Annotated in this window: 22 protein-coding genes and 1 pseudogene; 7 read left to right on the top strand and 16 right to left on the bottom strand. The window is 73.2% G+C overall.

Annotation, left to right across the window (positions count from 1 at the left end):
* Window positions 1-68: 68 nt before the first annotated feature.
* The 4 genes from VKK44_RS27985 to VKK44_RS27970 all read right to left on the bottom strand — a co-directional run bounded on the left by VKK44_RS27985 (window position 69) and on the right by VKK44_RS27970 (window position 4,993).
* On the bottom strand, window positions 69-1,556 hold the full coding sequence (locus VKK44_RS27985) for a N,N-dimethylformamidase beta subunit family domain-containing protein (protein ID WP_343444163.1): 1,488 nt from the start codon (window positions 1,554-1,556) through the stop codon (window positions 69-71).
* A gap of 73 nt (window positions 1,557-1,629) precedes the next feature.
* Window positions 1,630-3,195 (bottom strand): AMP-binding protein, encoded by a 1,566-nt coding sequence (locus tag VKK44_RS27980; RefSeq protein WP_343444162.1) that lies wholly within the window; start codon window positions 3,193-3,195, stop codon window positions 1,630-1,632.
* 128 nt (window positions 3,196-3,323) lie between these two features.
* Entirely contained in the window at window positions 3,324-4,538 is a 1,215-nt protein-coding gene (locus VKK44_RS27975) for an acyl-CoA dehydrogenase family protein (protein WP_343444161.1), read from the bottom strand.
* A 2-nt stretch (window positions 4,539-4,540) separates the two neighbouring features.
* The gene (locus VKK44_RS27970) at window positions 4,541-4,993 is read right to left on the bottom strand and encodes an SCP2 sterol-binding domain-containing protein (RefSeq protein ID WP_343444160.1); all 453 of its coding nucleotides are present in this window, start codon (window positions 4,991-4,993) and stop codon (window positions 4,541-4,543) included.
* 79 nt (window positions 4,994-5,072) lie between these two features.
* Here VKK44_RS27970 and VKK44_RS27965 point away from each other — a divergent pair, with 79 nt between their 5' ends.
* On the top strand, window positions 5,073-5,711 hold the full coding sequence (locus VKK44_RS27965; RefSeq protein WP_343444159.1) for a TetR/AcrR family transcriptional regulator: 639 nt from the start codon (window positions 5,073-5,075) through the stop codon (window positions 5,709-5,711).
* 14 nt (window positions 5,712-5,725) lie between these two features.
* Here VKK44_RS27965 and VKK44_RS27960 read toward each other — a convergent pair whose 3' ends face one another.
* The 7 genes from VKK44_RS27960 to VKK44_RS27930 form a co-directional block, all read right to left on the bottom strand.
* Window positions 5,726-5,863: a hypothetical protein gene (locus VKK44_RS27960; protein ID WP_343444158.1), complete on the bottom strand. Its 138-nt coding sequence runs from the start codon at window positions 5,861-5,863 to the stop codon at window positions 5,726-5,728.
* A gap of 16 nt (window positions 5,864-5,879) precedes the next feature.
* The gene (locus tag VKK44_RS27955) at window positions 5,880-7,142 is read right to left on the bottom strand and encodes an adenylosuccinate synthetase (RefSeq protein ID WP_343444157.1); all 1,263 of its coding nucleotides are present in this window, start codon (window positions 7,140-7,142) and stop codon (window positions 5,880-5,882) included.
* The gene (locus VKK44_RS27950) at window positions 7,139-8,098 is read right to left on the bottom strand and encodes a hypothetical protein (protein WP_343444156.1); all 960 of its coding nucleotides are present in this window, start codon (window positions 8,096-8,098) and stop codon (window positions 7,139-7,141) included. The genes VKK44_RS27955 and VKK44_RS27950 overlap by 4 nt, the downstream gene beginning before the upstream one ends.
* Window positions 8,099-8,108: 10 nt before the next feature.
* Window positions 8,109-8,828: a BUD32 family EKC/KEOPS complex subunit gene (locus VKK44_RS27945; RefSeq protein WP_343444155.1), complete on the bottom strand. Its 720-nt coding sequence runs from the start codon at window positions 8,826-8,828 to the stop codon at window positions 8,109-8,111.
* Window positions 8,825-9,577, bottom strand: a complete 753-nt coding sequence (locus VKK44_RS27940; RefSeq protein WP_343447925.1) for an NUDIX hydrolase — start codon at window positions 9,575-9,577, stop codon at window positions 8,825-8,827. Before VKK44_RS27940 ends, VKK44_RS27945 begins: the two co-directional genes overlap by 4 nt.
* 84 nt (window positions 9,578-9,661) lie before the next feature.
* Window positions 9,662-10,756 (bottom strand): MaoC/PaaZ C-terminal domain-containing protein, encoded by a 1,095-nt coding sequence (locus VKK44_RS27935; protein ID WP_343447924.1) that lies wholly within the window; start codon window positions 10,754-10,756, stop codon window positions 9,662-9,664.
* Window positions 10,756-12,111, bottom strand: a complete 1,356-nt coding sequence (locus VKK44_RS27930; protein ID WP_343444154.1) for a 3-oxoacyl-ACP reductase — start codon at window positions 12,109-12,111, stop codon at window positions 10,756-10,758. The genes VKK44_RS27935 and VKK44_RS27930 overlap by 1 nt, the downstream gene beginning before the upstream one ends.
* 53 nt (window positions 12,112-12,164) lie before the next feature.
* On the opposite strand from VKK44_RS27930, the gene VKK44_RS27925 reads away from it, so the two are divergent.
* The 5 genes from VKK44_RS27925 (at window position 12,165) to VKK44_RS27905 (ending at window position 16,058) form a co-directional block, all read left to right on the top strand.
* On the top strand, window positions 12,165-13,457 hold the full coding sequence (locus VKK44_RS27925; RefSeq protein ID WP_343444153.1) for an acetyl-CoA C-acetyltransferase: 1,293 nt from the start codon (window positions 12,165-12,167) through the stop codon (window positions 13,455-13,457).
* Between the two features lie 171 nt (window positions 13,458-13,628).
* Window positions 13,629-14,402 (top strand): TNT domain-containing protein, encoded by a 774-nt coding sequence (locus VKK44_RS27920; protein ID WP_343444152.1) that lies wholly within the window; start codon window positions 13,629-13,631, stop codon window positions 14,400-14,402.
* A gap of 43 nt (window positions 14,403-14,445) precedes the next feature.
* On the top strand, window positions 14,446-14,694 hold the full coding sequence (locus VKK44_RS27915; protein ID WP_343444151.1) for a hypothetical protein: 249 nt from the start codon (window positions 14,446-14,448) through the stop codon (window positions 14,692-14,694).
* 99 nt (window positions 14,695-14,793) lie between these two features.
* Entirely contained in the window at window positions 14,794-15,309 is a 516-nt protein-coding gene (locus VKK44_RS27910; RefSeq protein WP_343444150.1) for a SigE family RNA polymerase sigma factor, read from the top strand.
* Window positions 15,306-16,058 (top strand): hypothetical protein, encoded by a 753-nt coding sequence (locus VKK44_RS27905; RefSeq protein WP_343444149.1) that lies wholly within the window; start codon window positions 15,306-15,308, stop codon window positions 16,056-16,058. The genes VKK44_RS27910 and VKK44_RS27905 overlap by 4 nt, the downstream gene beginning before the upstream one ends.
* A gap of 100 nt (window positions 16,059-16,158) precedes the next feature.
* On the opposite strand, the gene VKK44_RS27900 is transcribed toward VKK44_RS27905, so the two are convergent.
* From VKK44_RS27900 to VKK44_RS27890, 3 genes are all read right to left on the bottom strand, one after another.
* Complete coding sequence (locus VKK44_RS27900) at window positions 16,159-21,012, bottom strand: wHTH domain-containing protein (protein ID WP_343444148.1); 4,854 nt, start codon at window positions 21,010-21,012, stop codon at window positions 16,159-16,161.
* 5 nt (window positions 21,013-21,017) lie between these two features.
* The gene (locus VKK44_RS27895; protein ID WP_343444147.1) at window positions 21,018-21,344 is read right to left on the bottom strand and encodes a Pepco domain-containing protein; all 327 of its coding nucleotides are present in this window, start codon (window positions 21,342-21,344) and stop codon (window positions 21,018-21,020) included.
* A 188-nt stretch (window positions 21,345-21,532) separates the two neighbouring features.
* Complete coding sequence (locus VKK44_RS27890; protein ID WP_343444146.1) at window positions 21,533-22,273, bottom strand: SDR family NAD(P)-dependent oxidoreductase; 741 nt, start codon at window positions 22,271-22,273, stop codon at window positions 21,533-21,535.
* A 131-nt stretch (window positions 22,274-22,404) separates the two neighbouring features.
* On the opposite strand from VKK44_RS27890, the gene purB reads away from it, so the two are divergent.
* Window positions 22,405-23,829 (top strand): adenylosuccinate lyase, encoded by a 1,425-nt coding sequence (gene purB / locus VKK44_RS27885; RefSeq protein WP_343444145.1) that lies wholly within the window; start codon window positions 22,405-22,407, stop codon window positions 23,827-23,829.
* Between the two features lie 106 nt (window positions 23,830-23,935).
* On the opposite strand, the pseudogene VKK44_RS27880 reads toward purB, so the two are convergent.
* Window positions 23,936-24,500: pseudogene (locus VKK44_RS27880) on the bottom strand (YbjQ family protein).
* Window positions 24,501-24,523: 23 nt separating this feature from the next.
* The gene (locus VKK44_RS27875; protein WP_343444144.1) at window positions 24,524-25,207 is read right to left on the bottom strand and encodes a S1 family peptidase; all 684 of its coding nucleotides are present in this window, start codon (window positions 25,205-25,207) and stop codon (window positions 24,524-24,526) included.
* Window positions 25,208-25,282: the final 75 nt, after the last annotated feature.

Raw genomic sequence — 25,282 nt, 5'->3', positions numbered from 1 at the left:
CCGTTGCGCAGGCCGAGGCGGACGATCTGTTCCGGCGTCCAGGTGTCGTAGCGGTGGGTGAGGTCCGGCTACGCCGACCGGTCCCGGGCGACCATCCGGTCGAGCACGTTGGCGGTGGCCCGCTCGATCCGTGGATCGCGGTGGCCGCGCCGGTCCAGCGCCATCGTCCAGCCGAGCGTGCCGGTGGCGAAGACGACCGCGCCCTGCGGTGTTTCGTGGACGTGGCTGCCCTGGAGGCGCCGGCCGCCCTGCTGCGCCGGGTACGGCGACGAGCTGAGCATGGTCCCGCCGGGCCGGGGGACGCCCGCGTTCAGCCCGTCCGCCTCGCCGGCCACCACGCCGGGGATGCGGTCCCCGTCGGCCACTCCGGTGCCGGCCCACACCCAGTGGTCGGCCGAGCGCACCACGAGCGGCTGCGGGGTGAGCACGATGCCGTTGTACTGCACGCCGAGCAGCGCCTGCTCCGGCTGGCCGAGGTCGCGCCAGGTGACAGTGGGGCCGGCGGCGTCCTCGCCCGGGTCGGGTCGGGTCTTGGCGCACTCGACCAGGCGTTCCGGCCGGCCGTCCGTGGCGGTGCCCACGCGCACGTGCCAGTAGACGCTGTTCGCGCCGAGGAAGGCGAGGCTGGTGCCGCCGGCCAGCCCGGTCTCCACGGCCCGGCGCATCTCCGCCGACCAGTACTCGTCGTGCCCGCAGAACACCAGGCCCCGGTGCCGGGCCGGGTCGAGGCGACCGGAGTGCAGGTCGAAGCTGGTCGCGTAGCTGACGTCGTAGCGGTTGCGTTCCAGCCACCGGATCGCGTCCTGGTCGCGGTCGGCCTGGGTGGGCAGGCCCGCGCCGGCGTACGGACGGTCGAAGGAGACCGCCCGGGCCCGTAGCTCGGGGGCGCGTCGCCCGTTCGGGCGGTAGCCGTTGTAGAGGCTCCGGCCGGCCCGCCGGTCGCGGGGCCACTGGTTGTAGGCCTGCCAGGTGGTCACCGGCAGCACCACGCAGAGCGCGGCGGCCCGCCGGTCGTCGCGCACCACGAAGGGGGTGCCCGCCCGCCAGCCGTCGGCCGAGGTGAAGACCGCCTGGTAGAGGCCGGAGGCCCAGCCCTCGGGCACGCGCAGGCGCCAGGAGCGCGGCCATCGACAGTCGAGCGCGCCGGTGGCCGGGTCGGCGGATGGCACCGGCTGCGGCCCGCCGGCCAGCTCGGGACTGGTCAGCAACGTGCGGGCACCGGCACCGGCGTACCAGCCGATCCGGTGCACGGTGATCCGGAACGGGCCGGCCGGGTCGACCGCGACGTGGAAGTCGATCGTCTCGCCGGGGGCGACGCTCGTCGTCGACGCGTACCCCTGGATCTGACGCCGCCGGTCGTCGGCGGCCCGGCCGCCCTCCGCCGGCCACCAGGGCTCGCCCGCCGCGTGGTTCTCGACCTCGACCGGCGGGAGCTGTCGCCGGACCGGTGGGCCCTCGCGGTGCTCGCCGTGCACCGGTTCGAGGGGGCCGAGCGCGGAGGCGGACGCGCCGCCGAGGAGGAGGCCGAGCGCGGTACGTCGGCGGAGTCGGACCATGGTGTTTTTCCCCGTTCACCCACTGAAACGCGGGCAAAGGTAACACCGGCGATCGTCCTGTGTGGTCAGCCGATCAGTCGAAGTAGCGGCGTAGTTCCCGACCCAGCACCTTGCCGGTGGCGTTGCGGGGCAGGTACTTGACGAAGATCACGTCGCGGGGCACCGAGAAGCGGGCCAGGTAGCGCCGGACGTACTCGCGGACCGCCTCCGGGTCGAGCGTCTCGCCGCCGCGCAACGCCAGGAACGCGGCGAGCCGCTGGCCGTACTCCGGGTCCGGCACGCCGATCACGGCCACCTCGCGGACCTGCGGCAGCCGGGCGATCAGATCCTCCACCTCGGAGGGGAAGACGTTCTCGCCGCCCGAGACGATCATGTCGTCGGCCCGCCCGTCCACGAAGAGCAGGCCCTCCGGGTTCAGCCGGCCCAGGTCGCCGGTGTCGAGCAGCCCGTCGCGGCTCTCCCGGCCGGCGCCCGACGTGTAGCCCTCGAAGAGCATCTCGTTGCCGACGAAGATCCGGCCGACCCGGCCGTCGCGGACCGGCTGGCCCGCGTCGTCCACGATCTCCAGCCGGGTGCCGTGCGGCGGCCGGCCGGCCGTGGTGGGCGCGGCGCGCAGCTCGGCCGGGCCGGCGATGGACGCCCAGGAGACCTCGGTCGAGCCGTAGAGGTTGTAGAGCACGTCGCCGTAGCGGTCCATGAACGCCGTGGCCAGGTTGCCCGGCAGGGCGGAGCCGCTGACCGCGACCACCTTGAGCGGCGGCCGGTGCGGCGGCGGCGCGACCTCCATCAGCCGTTGCAGCATCACCGGTACGGCGAAGAGCGCGTCGCACGGCTGATCGGCCAGCGCGGCCAGCGTGGCGGCCGGGTCGAAGCGGCGGTGCAGCACGACCGTGGCGCGCAGCGCGAACGAGACCTGGAGGGCGGCGTACCCCCAGGTGTGGAAGATCGGGGCGGTGATCATGACGACGTCCCGCGCGTGCAGCGGGATCCGGTCGATGATGGACACCAGCGGGCCGAAGCCGTGCGGGGTGGGCCGGCGGGCGCCCTTGGGCGTGCCGGTGGTGCCGGAGGTCAGCACGATGGTCCGGCCGTCGCGTTCCGGCGGCTGGAGCTTGTCGCCCGGCACCGCGCCGGCGATCAGCTCCTCCTGCCGCCGCTCGTCGACCCGGTGCAGCCCGGCCGGCAGACCGAGCACCCGGTCGGCGAACTCGGCGTCGTGCACCAGCACGCGCAGGCCCTGCTCGTCGGCGACGGTGACCAGTTGGGCCGCGGAGAGACCGGTGTTGACCAGGACGGCGTCCGCGCCGAGCAGCATCGACGCGACGATCGCCTCGATCAGCCCGTGGTGGTTGCGGCAGAGCAGCCCCACCCGGTCGCCGGTGCGCACGCCGAGGCCGGAGCGCAGCGACCGGGCCAGCCGCTCCGACCGGTCCAGCAGCTCCTGGTACGTCAGCGCGGCGCCGTGCTCGTCCACCACGGCGACGCGGCCGGGGTCACGGGCGGCGGCCTGGCGCAGCTCCCCGGCGAGGCTCCAGCCCCACCGGCGCAACGCGTTCAGTTGCGAGGCCACCCGGATCGGGCGGCCCGGGGTGAGCAGTCCGCGTCGGGTCAGCGTGGCGACGATGAACGGCAGGTCCACGGCGCAACCTCCTTCGCGTTCGAGGTCTCCCGATCATGCATCCGACCTGGTCGGTCGCGCGAGGGCCCGGCCCGCGACGGCGGTACGCCCGGCACGGCGTGCCGTCGCGGGCCGGGCTCCGGCGGCGATCAGCGGATCTGCACCCCGGAGATGGCTCGGGAGATGACCAGCCGCTGGATCTCGGAGGTGCCCTCGAAGATGGTGTAGATCTTGGCGTCCCGGTACCACCGCTCGACCGGGTGGTCGCGCAGGAAGCCCGCGCCGCCGAGGAGCTGGACCGCCCTGTCGGTCACCGAGACGGCCACCTCACCGGCCTTGAGCTTGGACATCGAGCCCTCGCCGGCGGTGAACGGCCGGTTGTTGCGGCCCATCCAGGACGCCCGCCAGACCAGCAGCCGGGCGGCGTCGATCTCCATCCTCATGTCGGCGAGCGCGAACGCGACCGCCTGGTTCTCGATGATCGGCCGCCCGAACTGCACCCGCTCTTTGGCGTAGTCCAGCGCGTACTCGTACGCGGCGCGGGCCACGCCGAGCGCCTGCGCGCCGACGGTCGGACGGGACAGCTCGAACGTGCGCATCGCCGCCTGGCCGGAGGCGCGCTGGCCGGACCGGGCCCGGGTCAGCCGCTCGTCGAGCGCCTCCTTGCCGCCGAGCAGGCAGCGGCCCGGCACCCGGACGTCGTCGAGGAAGACGTCGGCGGTGTGTGAGGCGCGCAGCCCGAGCTTGCGCAGCTTGCGGGTGGCGCTGAGACCGGGCGTGCCCGGCGGTACGACGAACGCGGCCTGCCCGCGCGAGCCCAGCTCGGGCGCGACGGAGGCGGTGACCACGTGCACCCCGGCGATGCCGCCGTTGGTGGCGTACGCCTTCTGGCCGTTGAGCACCCACTCGTCGGTGGCCTCGTGGTAGACGGCGCGGGTCCGCATCGACCCGACGTCGGAGCCGGCCTCCGGTTCGGTGGTGCAGAACGCGGCGACGGCCGGCTGGTCGGCGTCGCCGAAGCACTGCGGCACCCACTCGACGAGCTGGTCCGGGGTGCCGGCGCCGTAGATGCCGGCGACCGCGAGGGCGGTGCCGAAGATGCTCAGGCCGATGCCGGCGTCGCCCCAGAAGAGTTCCTCGCTGGCGATCGGCAGGGAGAGGCCGGTGGGGTCGGCCCAGCAGGTGGCGAGGAACTCGAACCCGTACAGGCCGACCTTCGCCGCCTCCTGGATGACCGGCCAGGGAGTCTCCTCCCGGGCGTCCCACTCGGCCGCGGCCGGGCGCACGACCTCGGCGGCGAAGCCGTGCACCCAGTCGCGAAGGTCCCGCTGTTCCTCGTTCAGGTCGAGCGAGAACTCGGCCATGGTCAGGCCTTGGGGATGTCGAACAGGTTGGCGATGTTGGCCGCCAGGCCGAGGTCGCCCTTGGCCTTCAGCTTGCCGGTCATGAACATCATCACCGGGTTGGCGCCGCCGGAGACGATCTTCAGGAACTCGACCGGGCCCATGGTGAGGCTGAGCTTCGGGTCCCGCGTCGGGGTGTCCGAGACGGTGCAGGTGCCGTTCTCGATGACGATCTCGTAGGTGTCGGTGCCGCCGTCCGGACGGCCGGTGATGTTCCAGTGGATGACCGCGTTGGTGGAGCCGGCGCGGTCGGCGCGGAACAGCGTGGGCATCCGGTTGAAGACCTCGCTGAGGATCTTGCCGCGCGCGTCACCGGACATGATCTCGGCGATCTTGTCGTCCGGGGTGGACTTGACCAGCTGCGCGAACTCCTTCGGGCCGACGTTCGCGAAGGTGGCCGGGTCGAAGTCAGTCATGGGGAAATGCACCTCTCGGGCGGGGCCGACTTTGGTTACTCTGGCGTAACCCTACGCACGAGTAGGTATGCTCGCAAGGGTGTCCAGCACACCGACCTTCAAGCGCCTCCCCCGGGCCGTCCGCGAGCAGCAGATGCTCGACGCGGCGGTCAAGGTCTTCTCCCGACGCGGCTTCCACGCCGCCAGCATGGACGAGATCGCCGACGACGCCGGCATCTCCAAGCCGATGGTCTACGCCTACCTCGGCACCAAGGAGGAGCTCTTCATCGCCTGCCTGCACCGCGAGGGCACCCGGCTGATGGAGGCCATCGCCGGCGCCGCCGCCCCCGAGCTGCCCGCCGACGAGCGGCTCTGGCGCGGGCTGCGCGCGTTCTTCGGCTTCGTCGGCGCGCACCGGGACGGCTGGGCGGTGCTCTACCGGCAGGCCCGGGGCTCCCAGCCGTTCGCCGCCGAGCTGGCCACCATGCGCGGCCGGCTGGTCGAGGTGGTCGCCGGCATGCTCGACCACGCGCTGCGCGCCTCCGGCCGCGAGGTCGGCGCCACCGACCTGGAGGTGGTCGCGTACGCGCTGGTGGGCGCGTCCGAGTCGCTCGCCGACTGGCTGGCCGACCACCCCGAGGCCGACGCCGAGAAGACCGCCACCCGGATGATGAACGTCGCCTGGCTCGGCGCCGACCAGCTCCTGCGCGGCGTCACCTGGCGCCCGGGTGCGGGGTAAGGCGAGGCCCCCGCTCAACGCCTCCGGTAGAGGCGGGGCCCCTCGCTCAACAACCGCGCCGCGCGGCGGCCCGGGTGTGCGCCCGGCGGCGGGCTGGTGAGCGTGACCGCGGTAAGGCCGCCGGGCACGTAGCGCGCGGTGGTCACGATCACCCCGACCAGGTTCGTGTCAAGCGGGGGCCCTTCCTCGACAGAACGCGTTAACAAGGGGCCCCTCCTTCTCCTCAGCGGTGGGGCCGTGCGACGTCAGCAGCACGGGGGTGGCGAGCGCCTCCTCGACGGTCGCCGGCCAGTCGGGCGGCGCCTCGTCCAGCACCGGTCGCGCCCGCATCAGCCGGGCGGTCAGCGCCGCCTGCCGTTCCAGGTCGCCGGCCGGACCGGGTACGAGCCGGTCGGGCCCGTCGGCGTACCGGCGGCAGATCCGCAGCCCGGGGCCGGCCAGGTCGAGGTGGGTCAGCGCCAGGCCGTCCACACCGCCGGCCACGTCGAGGGCGTACCGGTGGGCGACCGCGTCGAAGTGCCCGAACCGGAACCGGCCCTGCCAGGCGTTGGTCGGATTGCGCGGGTCGGTGAACGGCAGCGCCGGGTCCTCGGTGACAAGCGGTCCGGGGCCGTGCCGGGTGGTGGTCACCCGCAGCACCCCGAGCCGCTGCGCGGTGCCGGCCAGCCCCGCCTCGGCGAGCAGCGTCTCGGCGTTGGCGAACGTGGTGGTGCTCCACGTCGTGTACGGGTGGAAGCCGTGCCACTCGTCCAGCAGCACGCCCTGCGCGCCCTCGAAGACGCAGGTGCCGGCGCGCAGCGCCCCGGCGAGCCAGCTCCGGTCGACGATCGCCACCCGGTCGGCGAACGCCGCGTACGCGGGCAGGCAGTCGTCGACCGGCGGCGCGTCCAGCGGCCCCAGCTCGGCGGTGAGCCGGTCGCGCAACACGGTGAGCCGGCGGCGCAGCACCGCCGGCCGGCGACAGTCCGCCACCCGGGGCGCCTCGTCGGGGTGGGCGAGGCCGTACGCGACCGCCTCGCCCACCCCGAGCCCGCAGGAGCCGTGCCGGTCGGCTCCCCGGGCGATCTCCCGGGCCCGGTTGGCGGCCCGGTGGTACGGCGTGGCCAGCAGCGCCTCCCCGTCCACGGTCAACCGGTCGAACGCGTCGGGCACGCCGACCGTCGCGAGGTGGTCGGCCTCGGCGGCCAACGCCAGCGGGTCCACCACCACGTGCCGCGCCAGGTGCGTCCGGACGCCGGGGCGGAACGTCCCGGCGCCGAACTGCGCAAACGTGTGCTGCCGCCCGTCGCGCAGCACGACGTTGTGTGCCGCCTGCGCGCCGCCGTTGAAGCGGACCACGGTGTGCACCGGCCGGGTCGCGCAGAGCGCGTCGACGACGGTGCCCTTGCCGGCGTCGCCGTAGCCGAGGTCGACCACCATCACGTGGTTCACAGCCGGGTGACCCCGCTGCCGCCGTCGGTCGGGGTGAACGGCAGCGCCGCGACCGCGCGCCGGCCGCCGCCGAGCCCGGCGAGCGCCCGGGAGACGGTCCGGGTGGCGGTCGAGCCGGTCCGGTCCAGGTCGTCGAGCCCGGCGTCCAGATCGATGGCTTGCTCGCCGAGGCCGACGGTGAGCGCGATGGTCTCGCAGACCGCGTCCAGGTCGTCCAGCTCGACCGCGTTCTGCCCGAGCAGGCCGCGCCAGAAGTCGAGCACCTTGCGGTTGCCGGCGTAGTGGCTGCCGGCCGGGAGCAGGTAGTAGGTGTCCCAGCGGGCGGTGACCTCGTCCACCACCTGCCGGATCGGCAGGTCCTCGGCCAGGCCGCCGCCGATGAGCCGGGCCACCTCCCGCGCCTTCACCCGGGGGTACGCCAGCTCGTCGCCGATGATGAACAGGTAGCCGCGCCGGCCCCGCTTCTCCCAGCTGTCGGTGACCGTGTGCCGGGCCATGAAGTGCAGCGCCAGCTCGTACGACTCCATCATCTGGCCGCCTCCGCCGCCTTCCAGCACGATCCGGCCGAGGTCGTCGTCCATCCGGTTGTCGGACTCGAACTGCCCGACCTGGAGCGGCACCCGGTCGCAGGTGGCGTCGCCGATCGCGCCGAACAGGACCTGCGGGTCGCGGGCGTACCCCTGGCGGAGCAGCAGGCCGAGCAGTTGCGGCAGCTTGCGCTGGAGCACCCGGGGCACGTGCCCCATCGAGCCGGTGACGTCGAAGAGCACCGCGATCGGCGTCGACTGCGGGTGCTCGGCCGAGTCGCGGCTCTCCCGCATCGCGTCGCGCGGGTCGAGTGCGGGGTGCACCTGCCGGGCCCCGCCGTCGCTGTAGGAGAACGCGCTCTTGCCGGTCCGACGCCGGTAGCGGTCGGCGGCGTCGTACACGTCGGTGGACCAGATTCCGCTGCCCATGACAGCCTCCCTAGGGGTTGAGGGTGAAGGGTCGGAAGGTGCGCGGCCCGTAGAGCCGCTCCAGCACCTCGTCGAGTTCGCGCAGCAGCCGCCAGGCGTCGTCCGGCCGGGCGGTCAGCACGGGTTGCCGGCAGCCGGCCGCGAACGCGCGCAGCTCGCGCGGCGCGCGGTCGGCCATCAGCCAGGTCATGCAGCGGGCCGCCAGCGCGAGGTCGGTGCCGGGGCCGCAGGGGCGCTTCCCGGTGACCTCGGGCGGGTACCAGTCGGCCGCGTCGGTGACCAGCGCCGGCACCAGCCCGCCCGGCTCGGTGGAGAAGCACCAGTCGACGAGCACCAGGCCGTGCGCGTCCGGCTCGATCAGCACGTTCCGGGGGAGCACCGCGCCGTGCACCACGCCGGCCCGGTGGGCCAGGCCGAGTGCGACGAGCAGCCGCCGCCACATCCAGGCCGCGTCGCGCGGGTCGACCCCGTCCGGGTACGCCCGGCGCACGTCCTCCAGGCTGTGCAGCCCGGGGACCGTCTCCAGCTCGTTGACCAGCAGCTCCGCGCCGGTCGACGGGTCACGCACCGGGTAGGAGTCGACCAGTCGGGGCACGTACGCCAGGTGGCGGGCGTCGCCCCGCTCGGCGATCCGCCGCAGCGCGCGTGCCTCGCGGGCCATCAGGTCGTTGTCGCTCGGATGCTGCGGCGCCTTGAGCTGCCGGGCGGGTGGGTGCGGCGGGGCCGTCACCGGACCGTCTCCTCGCGGGCGGGGCGCAGCAGGGCCGGGTGGAGGAGGCGGGCGTCGCCGGGGCGGTAGAGCTTGGCGCGGGGTCCGCCGCGTGCGCCGCCGCGCTCGGTGCTGGCCCCGGTGCTCTCCACGAAGCCCGGCACGGAGAGCACCTTGCGGTGGAAGTTGCCGGCGTGCAGCGGATGGCCCCAGACCGTCTCGTAGACCGCGCGCAGCTCGGTGATGGTGAACTCGGGCGCCAGGAACCGGGTGGCCAGCGGCGTGTACTCCAGCTTGGAGCGGGCCCGCTCCAGCCCGTCGGTGATGATCCGGTCGTGGTCGAAGGCGAGCTGCCGGCTGGTCAGCGCCGTGACCGGCAGCCAGATCGCCTCGTCGGCGTCGCTGTCGGCGACCGGTTCGGGCAGGTCGGGCGCGAACGCCAGGTGGGCGACCGAGACCACCCGCATGCGCGGGTCCCGGTCGGGCGCGCCGTAGCTGCCGAGCTGCTCCAGGTGCACCCGGCGCAGCCGCTCGCCGCCGAGCCCGGTCTCCTCGGCCAGCTCGCGCCGGGCGCCGGCGGTCAGGTCCTCGTCGGGGTGGACGAAGCCGCCGGGCAGCGCCCAGTGCCCCTCGTACGGCGGGGCGCCGCGTCGGATCAGCAGCAGGTGGAGCGCGTCCTCGCGGATGGTCAGCGCCACCACGTCGACGGTGACCGCGACCGCCGGGTAGTCGCGGGGGTCGTATCCGGCGAGGAAGTCCTGCTCGTTCACGGCGCTCACTCTCTCAGGTTGAGAACAACTCAATCTGAGAACAACTTAGCGCACAAAAGAGGGGACGCCAAGTCCCCTCTCTCCTCAGCGGACGGTGCCGACCAGGTGCGGTCGTCCGTCCCGTGCGCCGTGCAGCCCGAAGTCCCAACCCGCGCCGTCCACGGCGGCCCGGAACGCCACCGTGGACGGCAGCGGCACCGGCAGCTTGAACGCCACGTCCACGGTGTACGCGTCCGGCAGTCGGGCGTCCAACGCGGCCAGGCAGCGCGCCTTGTTCCACATGCCGTGCGCGATCGGGCGCGGGAAGCCGAACAGCCGCGCGCCCAGCTTCGAGGTGTGGATCGGGTTGTGGTCGCCGGAGACCCGCGCGTAGTCCGTACCGACCCGCGGCGTCACCCGCCACTGCGCGGAGGTGGCCGGCGGCGCCGGGCGGTCACCGTGGTCGCGCCGTGCGCCGCCGCCGGCCGTGCGCTCCTTCCCGAGGTACGTCGACACGCCGCGCCACACCTCCGCGCCGTCGATCGAGCCGACCAGCACCACGTCGAGCTGCCGGCCCCGCTCGTGCGGACGCAGGTTCTCCGCGTACGTGTGGAAGTCGACTGTCTCGCCGACCCGGACCGGCCGGTGGACGGTGATCCGGTTGGCCACGTGCACCACGCCGGTGAGCGGGATCGGGAAGTCGGCGGCGGTCATCAGCCGCAGCGACAGCGGGAACCCGAGCACGTGCAGGTACGTCGCGGGCAGCCGGTCGGCCAGCGGGAACCCGCAGACCCGGTCGTAGTCGGCCAGGTGCGCCGGGTCCACCGGCACCCCGGAGACCGCCAGCTCCACGGCCGGCAGCTCCCGCCCCCGTCGCCCGCCCAGACCGGGCACCGCCCCCAGCAGCGCCCGCCGGTACAGCCCACCCGCCGCCGGCAGTCGCCCCAGCTCGACGCGTCGCCGCCCGCCCGGCTCCCCACCCGGCTTCCCGCCCCGTTGATCATGAGGTTGGCGGCCTTGTGGATCACCAAACGTGCCGTCAACCTCACGATCGTCGGAGTGGGGCGAGGCGGAGGACGGTGGGGGTGGGGTGGCCCGGGCGGCCAGCGCGGCGGCGCGGGCCGAGGTGAGGTCCTGGGTGGGGCCCTCGATCAGGTCCGGCAGGGTCAGGTCGTCGCGGTCGTGGTCGCGGGGTGCCATCACGCCCCCAGCAGGCTCTGGCCGCAGACCCGGACCACGTTGCCGCTGACCGCGCCGGTCGCCGGCCAGGAGAGCCAGCCGATCGTCTCGGCCACGTCCACCGGCAGACCGCCCTGGGCCATGCTGTTCATCCGCCGGCCCGCCTCGCGGATGGTCAGCGGGATGCGCGCGGTCAGCCGGGTCTCGATGAAGCCGGGCGCGACCGCGTTCAGGCTGATCCCGCGCTCGCGCAGCACCGGGGAGAGCGAGTCGACCAGGCCGATCACACCGGCCTTGCTGGTCGCGTAGTTGGTCTGCCCCCGGTTGCCGGCGATCCCGGCGATCGACGAGACCGAGACGATCCGACCGCCGGCCGGGATCAGGTCGCGCTCCAGCAGCACGTCGTTGATCCGCTCCTGGCTGGACAGGTTGACGTCGATCACCGAGTCCCAGCGGTCGGCGTCCATCCGGCCGAGCGTCCGGTCCCGGGTGATGCCGGCGTTGTGCACCACCACGTCGACCCGTCCGTGCCGGGACGCCAGGTGCTCGGCCAGCCGGGTCGGCGCGTCCGGCGCGGTCAGGTCGAGCTGCACCGCGCTGCCGCCGATCCCGTTGGCCACCGCGGCCAGCTCGTCGCCGGCCGCCGGGACGTCCAGCGCCACCACCCGGGCGCCGTCGCGGGCCAGCACCTTCGCCAGCGCCGCGCCGATGCCCCGGGCCGCGCCGGTGACCAGCACGACCTGCCCGTCCAGCGGCCGGTCCCAGTCGGCCGGCGCGACGGCGGTGCCGACGCCGACCCGGACGACCTGACCCGAGACGTACGCGGAGCGGCCGGAGAGCAGGAAGCGCAGCGTGGACTCCAGACTCACCGGGGTGCTGGGATCGCGGTGCCGGGTGACGTACACGAGCTGGGCGGTGACGCCCCGGCCGAACTCCTTGCCGATGCTGCGGGTCAGCCCCTCCAGCGCGCGCTGGGCGGTCGCCTCCCGGGGCGAGTCGCACTCGGCCGGCGGCGTGCCCAGCACGATCACCCGACCGCTGGGCAGCAGCGACCGGGCCTGCGGGTGGAAGAAGTCGTAGAGCTGGCGAAGCCCGGTGGAGTCGGCGACGCCGCTGGCGTCGTACACCAGGGCGGCGAAGCGGCTGCCGGCGGCGGTGGCGGCCGGGTCGGCCAGCTCGACCCCGGCGGCGGTCAGGCGCTGGCGGACCGGCTCGACGAGCTGGCCGCCGGTCGAGGAGCCGAGCAGGACCGGCCCGGGGACGAGCGGGTCGCCCGGCGTGTGCCGGCGCAGTCGGGGCGGGTCGGGCAGCCCGAGGCGCTTGACCAGCGCGCGACCGGCCCCCGTCTGGACGAAGCTCGCGTACCTGTCGGTCATAGGCGTAGCCTACTGGTGAGTAGGGTTCGGCGACAGCTTCGAGGAGGCCGATCGTGCAGAGTGTCCGGCGGGTCGCGGTGGTCGGCGGCAACCGCATCCCCTTCGCCCGGTCCAACTCGCGCTACGCGCACGCGTCCAACGCCGACATGCTCGGCGCGGCGCTCGACGGGCTGGTCGCCCGGTTCGGGCTGGCCGGCGAGCGGCTCGGCGAGGTGGCGGCCGGCGCCGTGTTGAAGCACTCCCGGGACTTCAACCTCACCCGCGAGGTCGTGCTCGGCTCCCGGCTCGACCCGCACACCCCGGCGTACGACGTCCAGCAGGCCTGCGGCACCGGGCTGGAAGCCGCCATCGGTGTCGCCAACAAGATCGCCCTCGGGCAGATCGACGTCGGCGTCGCCGGTGGCGTGGACACCACCTCGGACGCGCCGCTGGCGGTCAACGAGGACCTGCGCCGCACGCTGATCCAGCTCAACTCCGCCCGGACCCTCGGCGAGCGGCTCAGGCTGGCCGCGAAGCTGCGCCCGCTCCAACCGTTCAAGCCGGAGATCCCGCGCAACGCCGAGCCGCGTACCGGGCTGTCCATGGGGGAGCACGCCGCCCGGACCGCGCTGCGCTGGAACATCGACCGGGCCGCCCAGGACGAGCTGGCGCTCCGCTCGCACCAGCGGCTCGCGACCGCGTACGAGGAGGGGTTCTTCGACGACCTGATGACCCCCTACCTGGGGCTGACCCGCGACCAGAACCTCCGCCCGGACACCTCGTTGGAGAAGCTCGGCTCGCTCAAGCCGATCTTCGGTGTCACCGGCCCGGACGTCGACCGGGCGACCATGACCGCCGGCAACTCCTCGCCGCTCACCGACGGCGCGTCGACGGTGCTGCTGGCCTCCGAGGAGTGGGCGCGGGCGCACAACCTGCCGGTGCTCGCCTGGTTCTCCTGGTCCGAGACGGCCGCCGTCGACTTCGTGCACGGCGACGAGGGGCTGCTGATGGCGCCCGCGTACGCGGTGCCCCGGATGCTGTCGCGGGCCGGGCTCACGCTCCAGGACTTCGACTTCTACGAGATCCACGAGGCGTTCGCCTCGCAGGTGCTGGCCACACTGGCCGTCTGGGAGTCGCCGGAGTTCTGCAAGGAACGGCTGGGCCTGGACGCGCCGCTCGGCCCGATCGACCGGGACCGGATGAACGTCGCCGGCTCGTCGCTGGCCGCCGGTCACCCGTTCGCGGCCACCGGCGGCCGGATCATCGCCACGCTGGCCAAGCTGCTCGACCGCAAGGGGAGCGGGCGCGGCCTGATCTCCGTCTGCGCGGCCGGCGGGCAGGGCGTGACCGCGATCCTGGAGCGCTGAACGGGCGACGCCCGCCCGGTTCTCGCCGGGTGGGCGTCGGGGGTGACCGGCCGAGAAGCGCGGCAGGCGGGCGATAGCCCGATCAGGTAGCGAACCGGACGAAAGCTCATCTTACTGCCGAGAACCTCCCAGGATGGATTGCACTGATCCATCCAAAAATGGAGGTTTTCGGTGAAAAAACGCCGTTGGTTGCTCGCCCTCGTCTCCGGCGCGGCATTCGTCCTCGTACCCGGTGCCGCCCAGCCGGTCGGCGCGACCGCCGCCACCACGCCGGCCGCCCGGACGGTCGCCCTTCCCCCGGCCGGCGACGCGGCCGACTCCGGCCGGCCGCAACCTCCGCCCACGCCCACGCCGAACCTCTGCCGCCCCGGCACCCCGCCCATCGCGCCGCCGACCACCGAGTTCTACGACAACAACCCGATGCTCGGCCCGGCCGAGCTGCCCACCGCCTCGCCGGTCGGGCCGCTGCTCGCCGGCTACCAGCGGTTCGGGGCGCTGACCGAGAGTCAGTTCCTGGCGCAGTACACCACCGGGAACCCGGCGACGTACGTCTACCCGCCGGCCAGCGGATTCGTCATCGCCCCCGACGGCCGGCCGATCAAGCAGGCGCAGACGCTGCTGGCCGGCTACCGGCTCGACCGCTTCGGCTTCTCCGGCGGCGCGTTCCTCGCCCCGCTCGGCACGCCGTTCAGCTCGCGCGCGCTGACCCCGCAGAGCCTGAACACCCCGGCGAACGCGCCGCTCGCCAACTACCACGTCTACTGCGTGGTCAAGCCGTTCACCGTCGACTCCGGCCCGATCGCGTCGTGGTTCGCCCAGCCCGGCATGGGCACCCAGTTCCAGCTCAACCCCGCGTACCTGCCGCAGGCCGGGGCCACGCTGACCGTGCAGTGGCTGCTCGACAACGGGTTCCTGGCGGAAGAGGATCTGACCGCCGGGGAGTGAGCGCAGGCCCCGGCCAGCTCTTGGACGAGACGGGAGGTCGGGCGTGAACCGGCACCAGGTACGCGCCGCGTTGCTGGCGGCCGGGCTGTCCCCGGACGCGTTCGCACTGGAGGGCGTGCACGAACACGTGCCGGTCCCGCCCGACTTCTGGTTCCTCCGCCGGGCCCGCGCCGGCGGCTGGGAGATCGGCGCCTACGAGCGCGGGACGTACGACGTCCGGCAGCGCTTCGACACCGAGGAGGAGGCGGGCGACGGGCTCTGGCGCGCGCTCACCGGCCGCCCCGCTCCGTGAGCCGACCGGGGCGCATCGACGCGGTATCCGTGAGGCGGGCAACCTGATCGGTCCCGGCTTCCGTCCCCTGGGCATGAGGCGAGCGACGGGTGCTGTTCCGTGACCGGGCGCGACGACGAGTTCCGCGACTACGTGTCCGCTCGGCTGGAGCCGTTACGCCGTACCGCGTACCTGCTCTGCCGGGACTGGCACACGGCGGACGACCTGGTGTCGATCACATTGAGCAAGCTCTACCGGAGCTGGCGGCGGGCCCGCGACGCGGACAACCTCGACGCGTACGTCCGGGGGATGCTCACCAACGCCTGGCTGGACGAGCGGCGACGGCCGTGGCGGCGCGAACGCAGCACCGACGACGTGCCGGACCGGGCGGACCTGGCCGCCGGGGAGCCGGACGTCGGTGAGCGGGAGGTGCTGCTCGACCTGCTCGGGCGGCTCGCCCCCCGGCGACGCGCGGTGGTGGTGCTCCGGTTCTACTGCGACCTCTCGGTCGAGGAGACCGCCCAGGTGCTCGGCATCAGCAGCGGGACCGTGAAGAGTCAGGCCGCCCGGGCGTTGGAGACGCTCCGCCTGCTCGCCTCACCGGACTCGGCAGTGGAGAGCGGGAGGCAGAGATGACGTACCGGCAGATCTTCGACGAGGCGATCGGCGCGGCACCACCGACGGCCGTGGACGTCGATGCCCTGGTGACCCGGGAGGGCCGACGGCGCCGACGGCGCACCACCGCGTACACGGCCTCGGCGGCGACCGCGGTGCTGGCGCTGGCGCTCGGCGCCGGCACACTGGTCGGACCGGGCTCGGCCGCCGGGCCCGCCCCCGCCTACTCGGCGGCGTCCGCCACGGCGGTGGACCCCGCGGAGCACCTCCGCTCCGCGATGCTGGCCGCGCTCGACCGGGAGGCGCCGGACCTGCGGTGGGTACGCGGTGCCGGTCCGGTCACCGACCAGGCCACCTGGGGCGGCCCGCTCACCGACACGCCCCAGTGGTCGGTGCAGCCGTTCCAGTGGGAGTCCATGACCGGCTGGTTCGGGGTCGGCGTGGCGGCGCGCGGCGACGTCCGCTCCTACCTGGGCGTCTTCGTGGGTCGACCCCGACCCGGCCAGACCGCCGGTCCCCAGCGCTGCACCCCTGGCTCGCTGAAGTGCCGATCCTTCACCGGCCCGGACGGCGAGCGGGTGGTCGTGGCGGACTTCGAGGGCCGGCGCACCGTGCCGGGCCCCGCCGTCCGGATCGTCGAACGGTTCGTGACCGTCGTGCGCACGGACGGGACCTGGGTGCAGGTCCAGACGCACCCGGCCACCGACCGGCACCTGCTGACGGCCGAGGAGATGATCGGCGTCGCGCTGGACCCGACGATCCGGCTGTAGTCGACCAGCCTGCCCCGGCCCGGTTATCCGGGCCGGGGTGGCTCTCGTGAGGCCACCGCGAAGGACCGTAGCGTTCCAGAAGGAGGCACGCCGGAGCCCCTCAGGCACGGGGCGGCGGCGCCTCCGGTGGGACGAGTCGGATGACCGCGCCCTCGGGCAGACCGACCGAAGGTGCGATGCGGCACTCGTCGAAGCCCTGGAAACCGAGTTCTTCGAGTCGCCGCGACACCCGCGCCGGACCGAGCCCGGTGACGTGGGCGGCCACCACGAGGCGTCCGAGGGAGAGCGCGTCGGCCGGGTCCACCCACGGGCCCCGGCCGTCGAGCGAGCGGCTGACGAGCGTGACGTCCTCGGCCGTGACGTAGTCGGGCAGGGAGTGTCCGGGCGTCGGGTGGCCGAACTCCCGGAGCCGGTCCGCCACCCGGGCCGGGGTGAGACCGGTCCGGTGCGCCGCGGCGACCAGGTGGCCGACCGGCGTGGGCCGCTCCACGTCGAGCCAGGGGTGCTCGCCGTCCAGTTGCAGGCTGAGAATGATCAGGTCTGCGGAGGTCACGTCGTCGGGCGGTAGGTCGGGCATCGTGGTGAGGCCGAAGCGCCGGAGCCGTTCGTGCACCTGGGCGTGGGTGAGGCCGGTGCGTTTCGCGCCGAGCAGGACGTGCCCCGGGGGGATGATCCTGACTCCGTCCAGCCACGGCGTGTCGCCGTCCAGGTCCCGACTGAGCAGCCCGACATCCGTGAAGGTGACGATGTCCGGGAGCGACAGCGCCGGGATGGCGTAGCCGTATTTCTCGAGCCGGGACGCGACCTGGGTGGGGGTCAGCTCCAGTTCGCGCGCCGCGGCGACCAGATGGGAGGGCGAGACGGTGGTGCCCGGGTCCAGCCACGGTTGCCGACCGTCCAGGTCCCGGCTGAGGAGCACGAGATCGTTCTCGGCGACGGTGTCCGGAAAATCCTGCCCGAGGAGCTGGTAACCCAGCTGCCGAAGCCGTGCGGCGGCCTGGTCCGGGCCCAGCCCGCTGCGTCTGGCCGCCGCGACGAGCGTGTGCGGGGAGACCGGCTCCGACGCGTCCAGCACGCCGTCGTTGCCGGAGGTGTTGTAGCGGCGGTTGCGAAGGTCGACAGCGAGAGCCGAGCGCGTCGCCGTCGACTCGCTCAGGATCTCCGGCAGCTCGTCGAGCCCCCAGAGCAGCTTGATGTCCACCTCGGCGGGTAGGTCACCACGAGGCGGGACCGCCGCGACGTAGCCGAGCCGGCGTAGCCGGTCGACGACCTCCTCGGCCGAGATGCCGGCCACGAACGCGGCGACGACGACATGCCCACCCGAGACGGCCTGGCTGGGCCGGAACCACGGACGCCGGCCGTCCAACTGCACGCTCGCCACGAGAAGATCGACATGTGCCAGGCCGCCCGGCGGCGCGTCGCGTACGGTGAAGCCGAGCCGGCGGAACCGGTCCGCGGCGAGTTCCGTGGCGATGCCCGCCCTCGCCGCCGCTGTCACGAGCTGAGGGACCGGCACCTCGTCGGCCTGGTGCAACCACGGTCCCCTGCCGTCGAGGTCGCGACTCAGCAGCAGCCGGTCGGTGGGGCTCGTCGGGTCGGGCAGTTCATGCCGAGGCGCCGGATAGCCGAGCTCGACGAGCCGGTCGACAACCATCTGAATGGAGGGGCCGCGGTTCGTGGCCGTGTGGATGAGGTGACCGATCGGCACCGGCTGGGCCGGATCGATCCAGGAACGACCGGCACCGTCGACCCGGGTGAGCATCGAGTCGCTGGGCCGTGCCCGGATGATGCGCCCCTCGGTCACCGCCAGCTCGGGGCCGTGGAGACCGGCGGCGATCCACGCCACCAGACGCCAGGTCCCGACCGGATGGTTGAGGTCCACCACCTCCCGGAACGGCCGGTCCGACGAGTCACGTCCCGGATCGACCGTGTCGACGGCCAGCGCCATCAGGGTCGCGTCGGGCGGATAGCAGCCGACGGTGAGCAGTTCGTCCGCCAGGCTGCCGGTGGGCCAGGAGGTCCGGCCCGCCCGGAGCGCCAGCTCGAACACCGAGTCCGCCACCACGGGCTGACGCGTGGCGAGATCCGAGATCCACTCATGGGCGAACAGCGGGCTGCCCGGGGCGCCCGCGGCCTCGGCGGCCTCCTGGAGGAGAGCGGTCACCTCCTTCGACTCGTCGTCGAGCATCTGGGTCCGATTGACCGAGAGCCGTGGGGCCCGCCGGCCGTACAGGTTGACCACCGCGTTGAAGTCCGCTTCCTGGAGCCAGATGCCGTCCACCAGGACGGCGCCGGAACGGTCGCACCACCACACCGGATGAGGCTCCGAGCTGACCACGACCGGAGCCTTGCGCGACCGGCCGGACTCCTCGCCCGCCCCCAACGGGTCGGTCCCCAACGGAGCGATGGTCGACAGGCGGCGAGGTTCCCACACGGCGGTCTCGCCGTCGTACGTCACGGTGGTCCGGAACTCCGCCACCCAGAGGAGCCGACGCAGGAAGTCCGAGCTGGAGAGCTTCTCGGTGTCCTTCCGGAGATAGAGCCGGACTCTCGTGCCGGCGTCCTGTCCCGGCCCGGTCTCCCGGATCCGGAACAGGTTGCCCGGCCCGGCGATCGACACCCAGAGACGGCTACCGGGCCGCCCCTCCTGGCCGAATCGGCAGGTCTCCACGGTGATCTCGTCGGCGAGCATGAAGTAGCTCAACACGCCGACCCCGAAGCGACTGTTGGGGAACAGGTCGATCGGCGGCTCCAGCCGTGCCCACCGCGACTGCTCCTCCACGAACTCGGACGTCTCGACGAAGCGGGTCCCGGCCTGTGAGAAGACGTCGGTCAGCTCCCGGACCCCCATGCCCACGCCGTTGTCGACGCATTCCAGATACGGGCGTCCCCGCTCGTCCCTGCCCTGGACGAAGTCGATCCTGCCCTCCCACGCGGGTGTGGTCCGGCCGGTGCGGTTCAGGTACTCGTTCCGGGCGGAGCGGTACCGGCACGCGTCGAGCGCGTTCTGGTACAGCTCCCGGATGGCCAGCAGCGGATCGCCGTAGAGCTGCTCACCCATGAGCAGTTCCTGGATCCGGTCCTCGGCGAGGTGGAACCGCACCCCGGCGGACTGGTAGGCCCGCCCGTCCGGCCCCTCGCTCGGGCGCACCTGGTCCGCCGAGGCGTGCGCCGGCAGGGCCGAGAGCGGATGGAGATGAGCGTCCTCGGCGGCGGCGTCCTGGATCTCGACCAGGAGCGCGTCGAAGAACTCGACGTGCGCCCGCAGGGCGATCTCGATGGCCGGGTGGGCGCAGGTGGTGCGCAGCACCCGCACCGGTCCGCGCGACTCCCAGTCCACCGAGTCGATGGAGGCGTGCAGCTCGTCCGGCGACACCGGATCGCTGATCCCCATGTGCTCGACGACGACCTCCGGGAGCGCGGCGGCCTCGATGGCCATGGCGCGTCCCGCGGCCAGGAGATAGGCGACCAGACGCTCCCGTACCGGTTGTTCCTCGGCCGTTCCCGCGCCGACCGTGCAGCGGCTCTGCAACCGCCCGGGTCGGTCGGTACGGGTGAGGAAGCCCGGACCACCGCGCAGGCTCCTGATCAGTTCGGTCACCCGGGGCTGCTCGAAGACCCGCGCGGACAGGTACAGCGACGCGACCCCGAGCGGTATCAGCTCCGCGACGTCCCCGTCGGACCGGGTCAGCGACTGCCGGGCGATCCAGCGATGCAGCAGCCACCACCCGATCTGACCGGCGACGTCCGAGTTCTGTGCCTGGCCGTTCAGCCGGCGCCACAGCCGCGGGAAGCTCTGCGCGAAACGCCGGTAGGAGTCACTCTCGGGGTCGGGCTGCTCCGGTGGGTGCCAGTTGGCCGGATCGACACGGGTGGCGCGGGCGGCGCGCAGCGTCCACAACGTGTCGTACAGATAGGGGCCGGCGACCAGCAGCGCGGCCTCGGCCGCGGACAGGCGCAGCTCGCCCGCCGAGGTCGCGGCGGGAAACGCGACGAGGTTCGTCAGGAACTCGACCCGCCGACTGATGCGCGTCGCGAGATCCGGCTCGTGCCACGGGTCGCCCGTCAACTCCCGTGCGGCGTCCCGGCGCAGGCGCACCACGTGCTCGACCAGGCTGATGGTGGAGGACCGGAGCTCCTCGCTGGCCAGCGACGGCGCGACCAGGTCCCAGGCCCGGTGGGCCTGTGCCTGGGCCACCCAGTCGAACGAGCGTTGCGTCGACCGGCGCGACGAGATCGGGAAGGGGGATATCCCGGAAGCGTCCGGATGGGCGTGCGCGGTCTGGACCCGCCGGTCGAAGGCCGCCGCCAGCTCCCTCATCTGCTCGTTGACCGCGGTCACGAGGTCTTCCAGGCTGCGGCCCGCCTCACCGCCGGCCAGAACCTGCTGCAACGCCCGGGAGAAGACGCTGAAGGAGTCACCGGCGCCGGGGACGAACTGCGCCTTCTCCCCGGGGCCGCAGGCGAACAGGTAGGCGATCCGCTGCTGCCCCACGTGGCTGATCCGCCCGGTGCTCCACTTCCTCAGCTCCAGCGCCATGGCCTCCTGGTCGAACCCCTCCCGGCAGGCGTCCACCACGAAGAGCACCTGCCCGGCGCGGCTGCGCTCCAGCGCGCCGGCCCAGTAGGTGAGCGGGACCATCGACTCCCGCAGCGGGATCCGCAGGTCGGCCTCGGACGGCACCAGGTAGTCGACGCCCTCGGTGTGGGCGCCGTGCCCGCTGAGGTAGACGAGCAGGTTGTCGTTCGGGCGGGCGTCGCCGAGGAACTGTCCCACCTCGGCGCAGATCTTCGGCCGGCTGAGTCGGCCGTTGTCGAGGGTCCGGACCCGGTATCCGGTCTCCTCCAGGGCCACGCTCAGTGCGCCGATGTCGTTCGTGACGAACGGCAGCGGCAGGATCTGCGGGTCGTCGTACTCCGCGACGCCGAGCAGGAGAGCACGGAAGGTGGCCACGACGGCTACTCCCGGAACGTCAGCGTGACCGTGCCCTTGGAGCCGATCTCGGTCGTACCGACCAGGTTCAGGCCGCCCTTGGCCGACACCTCGAAGCTGAACTGCGCCTCGGCGAGCCGGAGCCGCCCGGTTTCCTCGGCCACCTCGTCGAAGACCGTGCGCAGCGCGGCCACCGTGTGCCGGACGCTCTCCCGGAGTACGGCGATCGGGATGTGCCGGACCGCCACCTCCCGTTCGCCCTTGCGGAACAACCCCATGGTGTCCGGGTCGTCCGCCACTTCCACGGACACCAGGAAGGGCAGCGTGTCGACATCGGGTACGGGTTGGGACATCGGGGACGCCTTCCCGGATCGAGGATCATTGACGGAGGGCGGACAGCATATCCGTGGAATTCGCGCCGTAGCGTGACTGTCGCATCGTCGACATCCCGCCGGAACGACCGCCCGGGACGGCCTGATCGCCGGCTGCGCGGCCGGCGGGCAGCGGTCGCCAACCGCGACCGCTGCCCCGGGCTTCCCGGTCAGGCGGTGGTACCGCCGTCGATGGCGATCGACGCGCCGGTGATGTGCCGCCCGCCGTCGCCCACCAGGTGGCTGACCGTCGCCGCCACATCCTCCGGCGTCCCGTACCGGCCGAGGGCGATGTGCGCCCGCTGCGCTTCGGCGCCGACACTGTCCGCCGGATTCATGTCGGTGTCGGTGGAACCGGGCAGCAGGAGGTTGACGGTGATCCCGCGCGGGCCGAGTTCCCGGGCGAGTGCCCTGGTCAGGCCGTTGACCGCGCTCTTGGTCATGGTGTAGACGCTTACGCCGGCAGCCGGGACGCGGCTGGCGAAGCTGCTGCCGATGTTGATGATCCGCCCGCCGGTGCCCATGTGGCGTACCGCCGCCTGGGTGGCCAGGAAGACCCCTCGGACGTGCACGGCGATGGCCCGGTCGAGGTAGTCGAGCCCGACCTCCTCGATCGGGGCAGCCGCGAACACCCCGGCGTTGTTGACCAGGATGTCCAGCCGACCCAGCTCGGCGACGGTCCGCTCGACCGCCCCGATCACCGCCGCGGCGTCGCTGCTGTCGGCCTGAATCGCCAGGCCGGTGCGGCCGTACGCCTCGACGTCGGCGACCACTGCCTTCGCGCTGTCCGCCGCCGTGCGGTAGGTGAACGCGACGTGTGCGCCGTCTTCGGCCAGGCGGCGTACGACGGCGGCGCCGATGCCGCGACTTCCGCCGGTGACCAGGGCGACCTTGCCGGTAGGTCTGGACACTCTTCCCCATTCCCGTCAGTCGATTGAGCAGGATGATCACCTTAGCCAGTCCCCCGGTCGGCGGTCGGCCGGCACCGGTGGGGGGCGGTGCGGCCGGGAGCGCCGCGGGCGGGTACGGGAGAATGAGGTACGTGACGACGATCCCGAACGTGCTCGCCAACCGTTACGCCTCGCCCGAGCTGGTCGCCCTCTGGTCGCCGGAGGAGAAGGTGCGGATGGAGCGCCGGCTCTGGCTGGCGGTGCTCCGGGCCCAGCGGGACCTCGGCGTGCCGGTGCCGGACGGGGTGGTCGAGGCGTACGAGCGGGTGCTGGAGGACGTCGACCTGGCCTCGATCGCGGCGCGCGAGCGGGTCACCCGGCACGACGTGAAGGCCCGGATCGAGGAGTTCAGCGCGCTCGCCGGGCACGAGCACGTGCATAAGGGGATGACTTCCCGGGACCTCACCGAGAACGTCGAGCAGCTCCAGATCCGCGCGTCGTTGGAGCTGGTCCGGGACCGGGTGGTCGCCACGCTGGCGCGGCTGGCCTGGCACGCGGGCGAATACTCCGGCCTGGTGATGACCGGCCGCTCGCACAACGTCGCGGCGCAGGCCACCACGCTGGGCAAGCGCTTCGCGTCGGCCGCGGAGGAGCTGCTGATCGCGTACGAGCGGCTGGAGGACCTGATCGGCCGCTACCCGCTGCGCGGGATCAAGGGGCCGGTGGGCACCGCCGCCGACCAGCTCGACCTGTTCGACGGTGACGCCGACCGGGTGGCCGAGTTGGAGCGCCGGGTGGCCGGGCACCTGGGGTTCGCCCGGGTGCTGGACAGCGTCGGGCAGGTCTACCCGCGCTCGCTGGACTTCGACGTGCTCTCCGCGCTGGCGCAGGTGGCCGCCGCGCCGTCGTCGCTGGCCACCACCATCCGGCTGATGGTGGGGCAGGAGCTGGTCACCGAGGGCTTCAAGCCGGGGCAGGTCGGCTCCAGCGCGATGCCGCACAAGATGAACACCCGCTCCTCGGAGCGGGTGAACGGCTTCGCCGTGATCATCCGGGGTTACCTGTCGATGGTCGGCGAGCTGGCCGGCGACCAGTGGAACGAGGGGGACGTCTCCTGTTCGGTGGTGCGGCGGGTGGCGTTGCCGGACGCGTTCTTCGCCGCCGACGGCCTGTTCCAGACGTTCCTGACGGTGCTGGACGAGTTCGGCCCGTACCCGGCGGTGATCAACCGGGAGCTGGAGCGCTTCCTGCCGTTCCTGGCCACCACGAAGATCCTGGTCGCCGCCGTGCGTCGGGGCGTCGGCCGGGAGGTCGCGCACGAGGTCATCAAGGAGCACGCGGTGGCCGTGGCGCTGGCCATGCGGGAGCAGGGCGCGGCCGGGAACGACCTGTTCGACCGCCTGGCCGCCGACGGCCGCCTGAACCTGACCCGGGCCGACATCGACGCGCTGGTCGCCGACCGCAACACGTTCACCGGCGCGGCGGAGACCCAGGTGTCCCACCTGGTCGCCCGCGTTACCAAGATCGTCCAGTCCCACCCCGAGGCCGCCGCCTACTCCCCGCCTCCCATCCTCTGACCGATCTCTCCGGTGCCCGCTGATTCACGGAAAGTGCGGCTATTTCGCGCTCGATGGCCGCACTTTCCGTGAATCAGCAGCGACAAGACGGCGCCGAGACGCTGGGTCAGGGGCCGGTGGGGGTTTCGGCGGCCGTGGACAGGTTGGGGGCGCTGGCCGGCTCGGCGATGCCGCCGGGGGCGCTGGCGATCTCCGGGTCGTGGGCCGTTTCGGCAGCGATCATCGGCTGGTCGGGTGGCATGACGTCGGGTGTCTTCGGCGCGACGATCACCGCCGTGCCGTAGGCGCAGATCTCCATCCACATCTCACCGCAGTCGCGGCTGTCGAAACGCATGCCGATCACCGCGTTCGCGCCGAGCCGCTGCGCCTCCTCACCCAACCGGGCCACCGAGTCGGTCCGCCACCGGGTGAGGTTGTCCGGGGCCATCGGGTCGTAGGCGCCACCGCGCAGGTTCTTGACCCCCTCGCGGTACGGGTTGCGGGTCCTCGCCATCGAGGAGACCACTTCGCCGAGGATCTGGCGGATCTCGTAGCCGGGCAGTTGATCCGTCGTCACGACCAGCACGGTGTCGATGCTGTCAGCCCCCGGCGGAGGGGGTTCGCGTGCCGTGGGCACCCGACCGGATGCTGCAAAACGGCGCGGCGCGGACGGCCGGGCGACTCCCGGCCATCCGCGCCGCTTCGGCACCAACCGTCAGACACCGGCCACCGAGGTGATCCAGGACCGGTTGTACGCGACGCTGCCGTAGTTCTGGATGCTGGAGCCGTCGGCGGTGGAGGCCACGCCCACCTGCTGACCGTTGTAGAACTGCGGGCCGCCCGAGTCGCCCCGCCACGCGTTGCCGTTGATCCGGGTGCTCCGGATCGCCTGGCCGCCGTACGCGTCCGTGGCGTTGGTGCTGGTCACCTGGACGCTGGCGGTCTTGAGCTGGGGCGACGCGCCGCAGCCGCTGTAGCAGGTCATGCCCCAGCCGTAGATCGAGTTGGTGGAGCCGACCGGCGGGTTGCTGCTGGCCAGCGACACGGTGGAGGTGCTGACCGTGCTGGAGAGCCGGAGCAGGGCCAGGTCGTTGCGGGTGTAGGACGCGCTCACGGTCCGGGTGACGCCGCCCGAGGCGTAGTAGACGCTGCCGACCCGGACCGACATCGTGCCGCTGACGCAGTGCCGGGCGGTGAGCACCCACTGGGACGCGATCACGCTGCCGGAGCAGGTGAACGAGCCGTTGCTGAAGACCGCCGCGGCCCACGGCGCGGACGAGACGGTGCTCCCGCCGATGATCGGCTGCGGGCCGGCCGGCGCGGCACCGGCGCCGGATGCGGTGGCCAGCACGCCGGCCAGCGCGGTGGTCAGCACGGCGAGCAGGGGACGGAGGCGCATGTGGGGCTCCTTCTGCGCGGACACCCGGGGTTGCCGGGCGCGGATGGGCATCCGCCGGGCGGGGTGGACCGGCGG

The organism is Micromonospora sp. DSM 45708, from assembly GCF_039566955.1.
GTDB lineage: Bacteria > Actinomycetota > Actinomycetes > Mycobacteriales > Micromonosporaceae > Micromonospora.
This window is presented reverse-complemented; position numbering and strand designations above follow the sequence as displayed.

Bases quoted from the DNA above. Each gene is read 5' to 3' on its own strand.
- VKK44_RS27935 (WP_343447924.1), bottom strand. From the start codon at position 10,756: ATGGCACCCCGCGACCACGACCGCGACGACCTGACCCTGCCGGACCTG.
- VKK44_RS27985 (WP_343444163.1), bottom strand. From the start codon at position 1,556: ATGGTCCGACTCCGCCGACGTACCGCGCTCGGCCTCCTCCTCGGCGGC.
- VKK44_RS27970 (WP_343444160.1), bottom strand. From the start codon at position 4,993: ATGACTGACTTCGACCCGGCCACCTTCGCGAACGTCGGCCCGAAGGAG.
- VKK44_RS27895 (WP_343444147.1), bottom strand. From the start codon at position 21,344: ATGTCCCAACCCGTACCCGATGTCGACACGCTGCCCTTCCTGGTGTCC.
- VKK44_RS27950 (WP_343444156.1), bottom strand. From the start codon at position 8,098: ATGGGCAGCGGAATCTGGTCCACCGACGTGTACGACGCCGCCGACCGC.
- VKK44_RS27930 (WP_343444154.1), bottom strand. From the start codon at position 12,111: ATGACCGACAGGTACGCGAGCTTCGTCCAGACGGGGGCCGGTCGCGCG.
- VKK44_RS27875 (WP_343444144.1), bottom strand. From the start codon at position 25,207: ATGCGCCTCCGTCCCCTGCTCGCCGTGCTGACCACCGCGCTGGCCGGC.
- VKK44_RS27975 (WP_343444161.1), bottom strand. From the start codon at position 4,538: ATGGCCGAGTTCTCGCTCGACCTGAACGAGGAACAGCGGGACCTTCGC.
- VKK44_RS27905 (WP_343444149.1), top strand. From the start codon at position 15,306: ATGACGTACCGGCAGATCTTCGACGAGGCGATCGGCGCGGCACCACCG.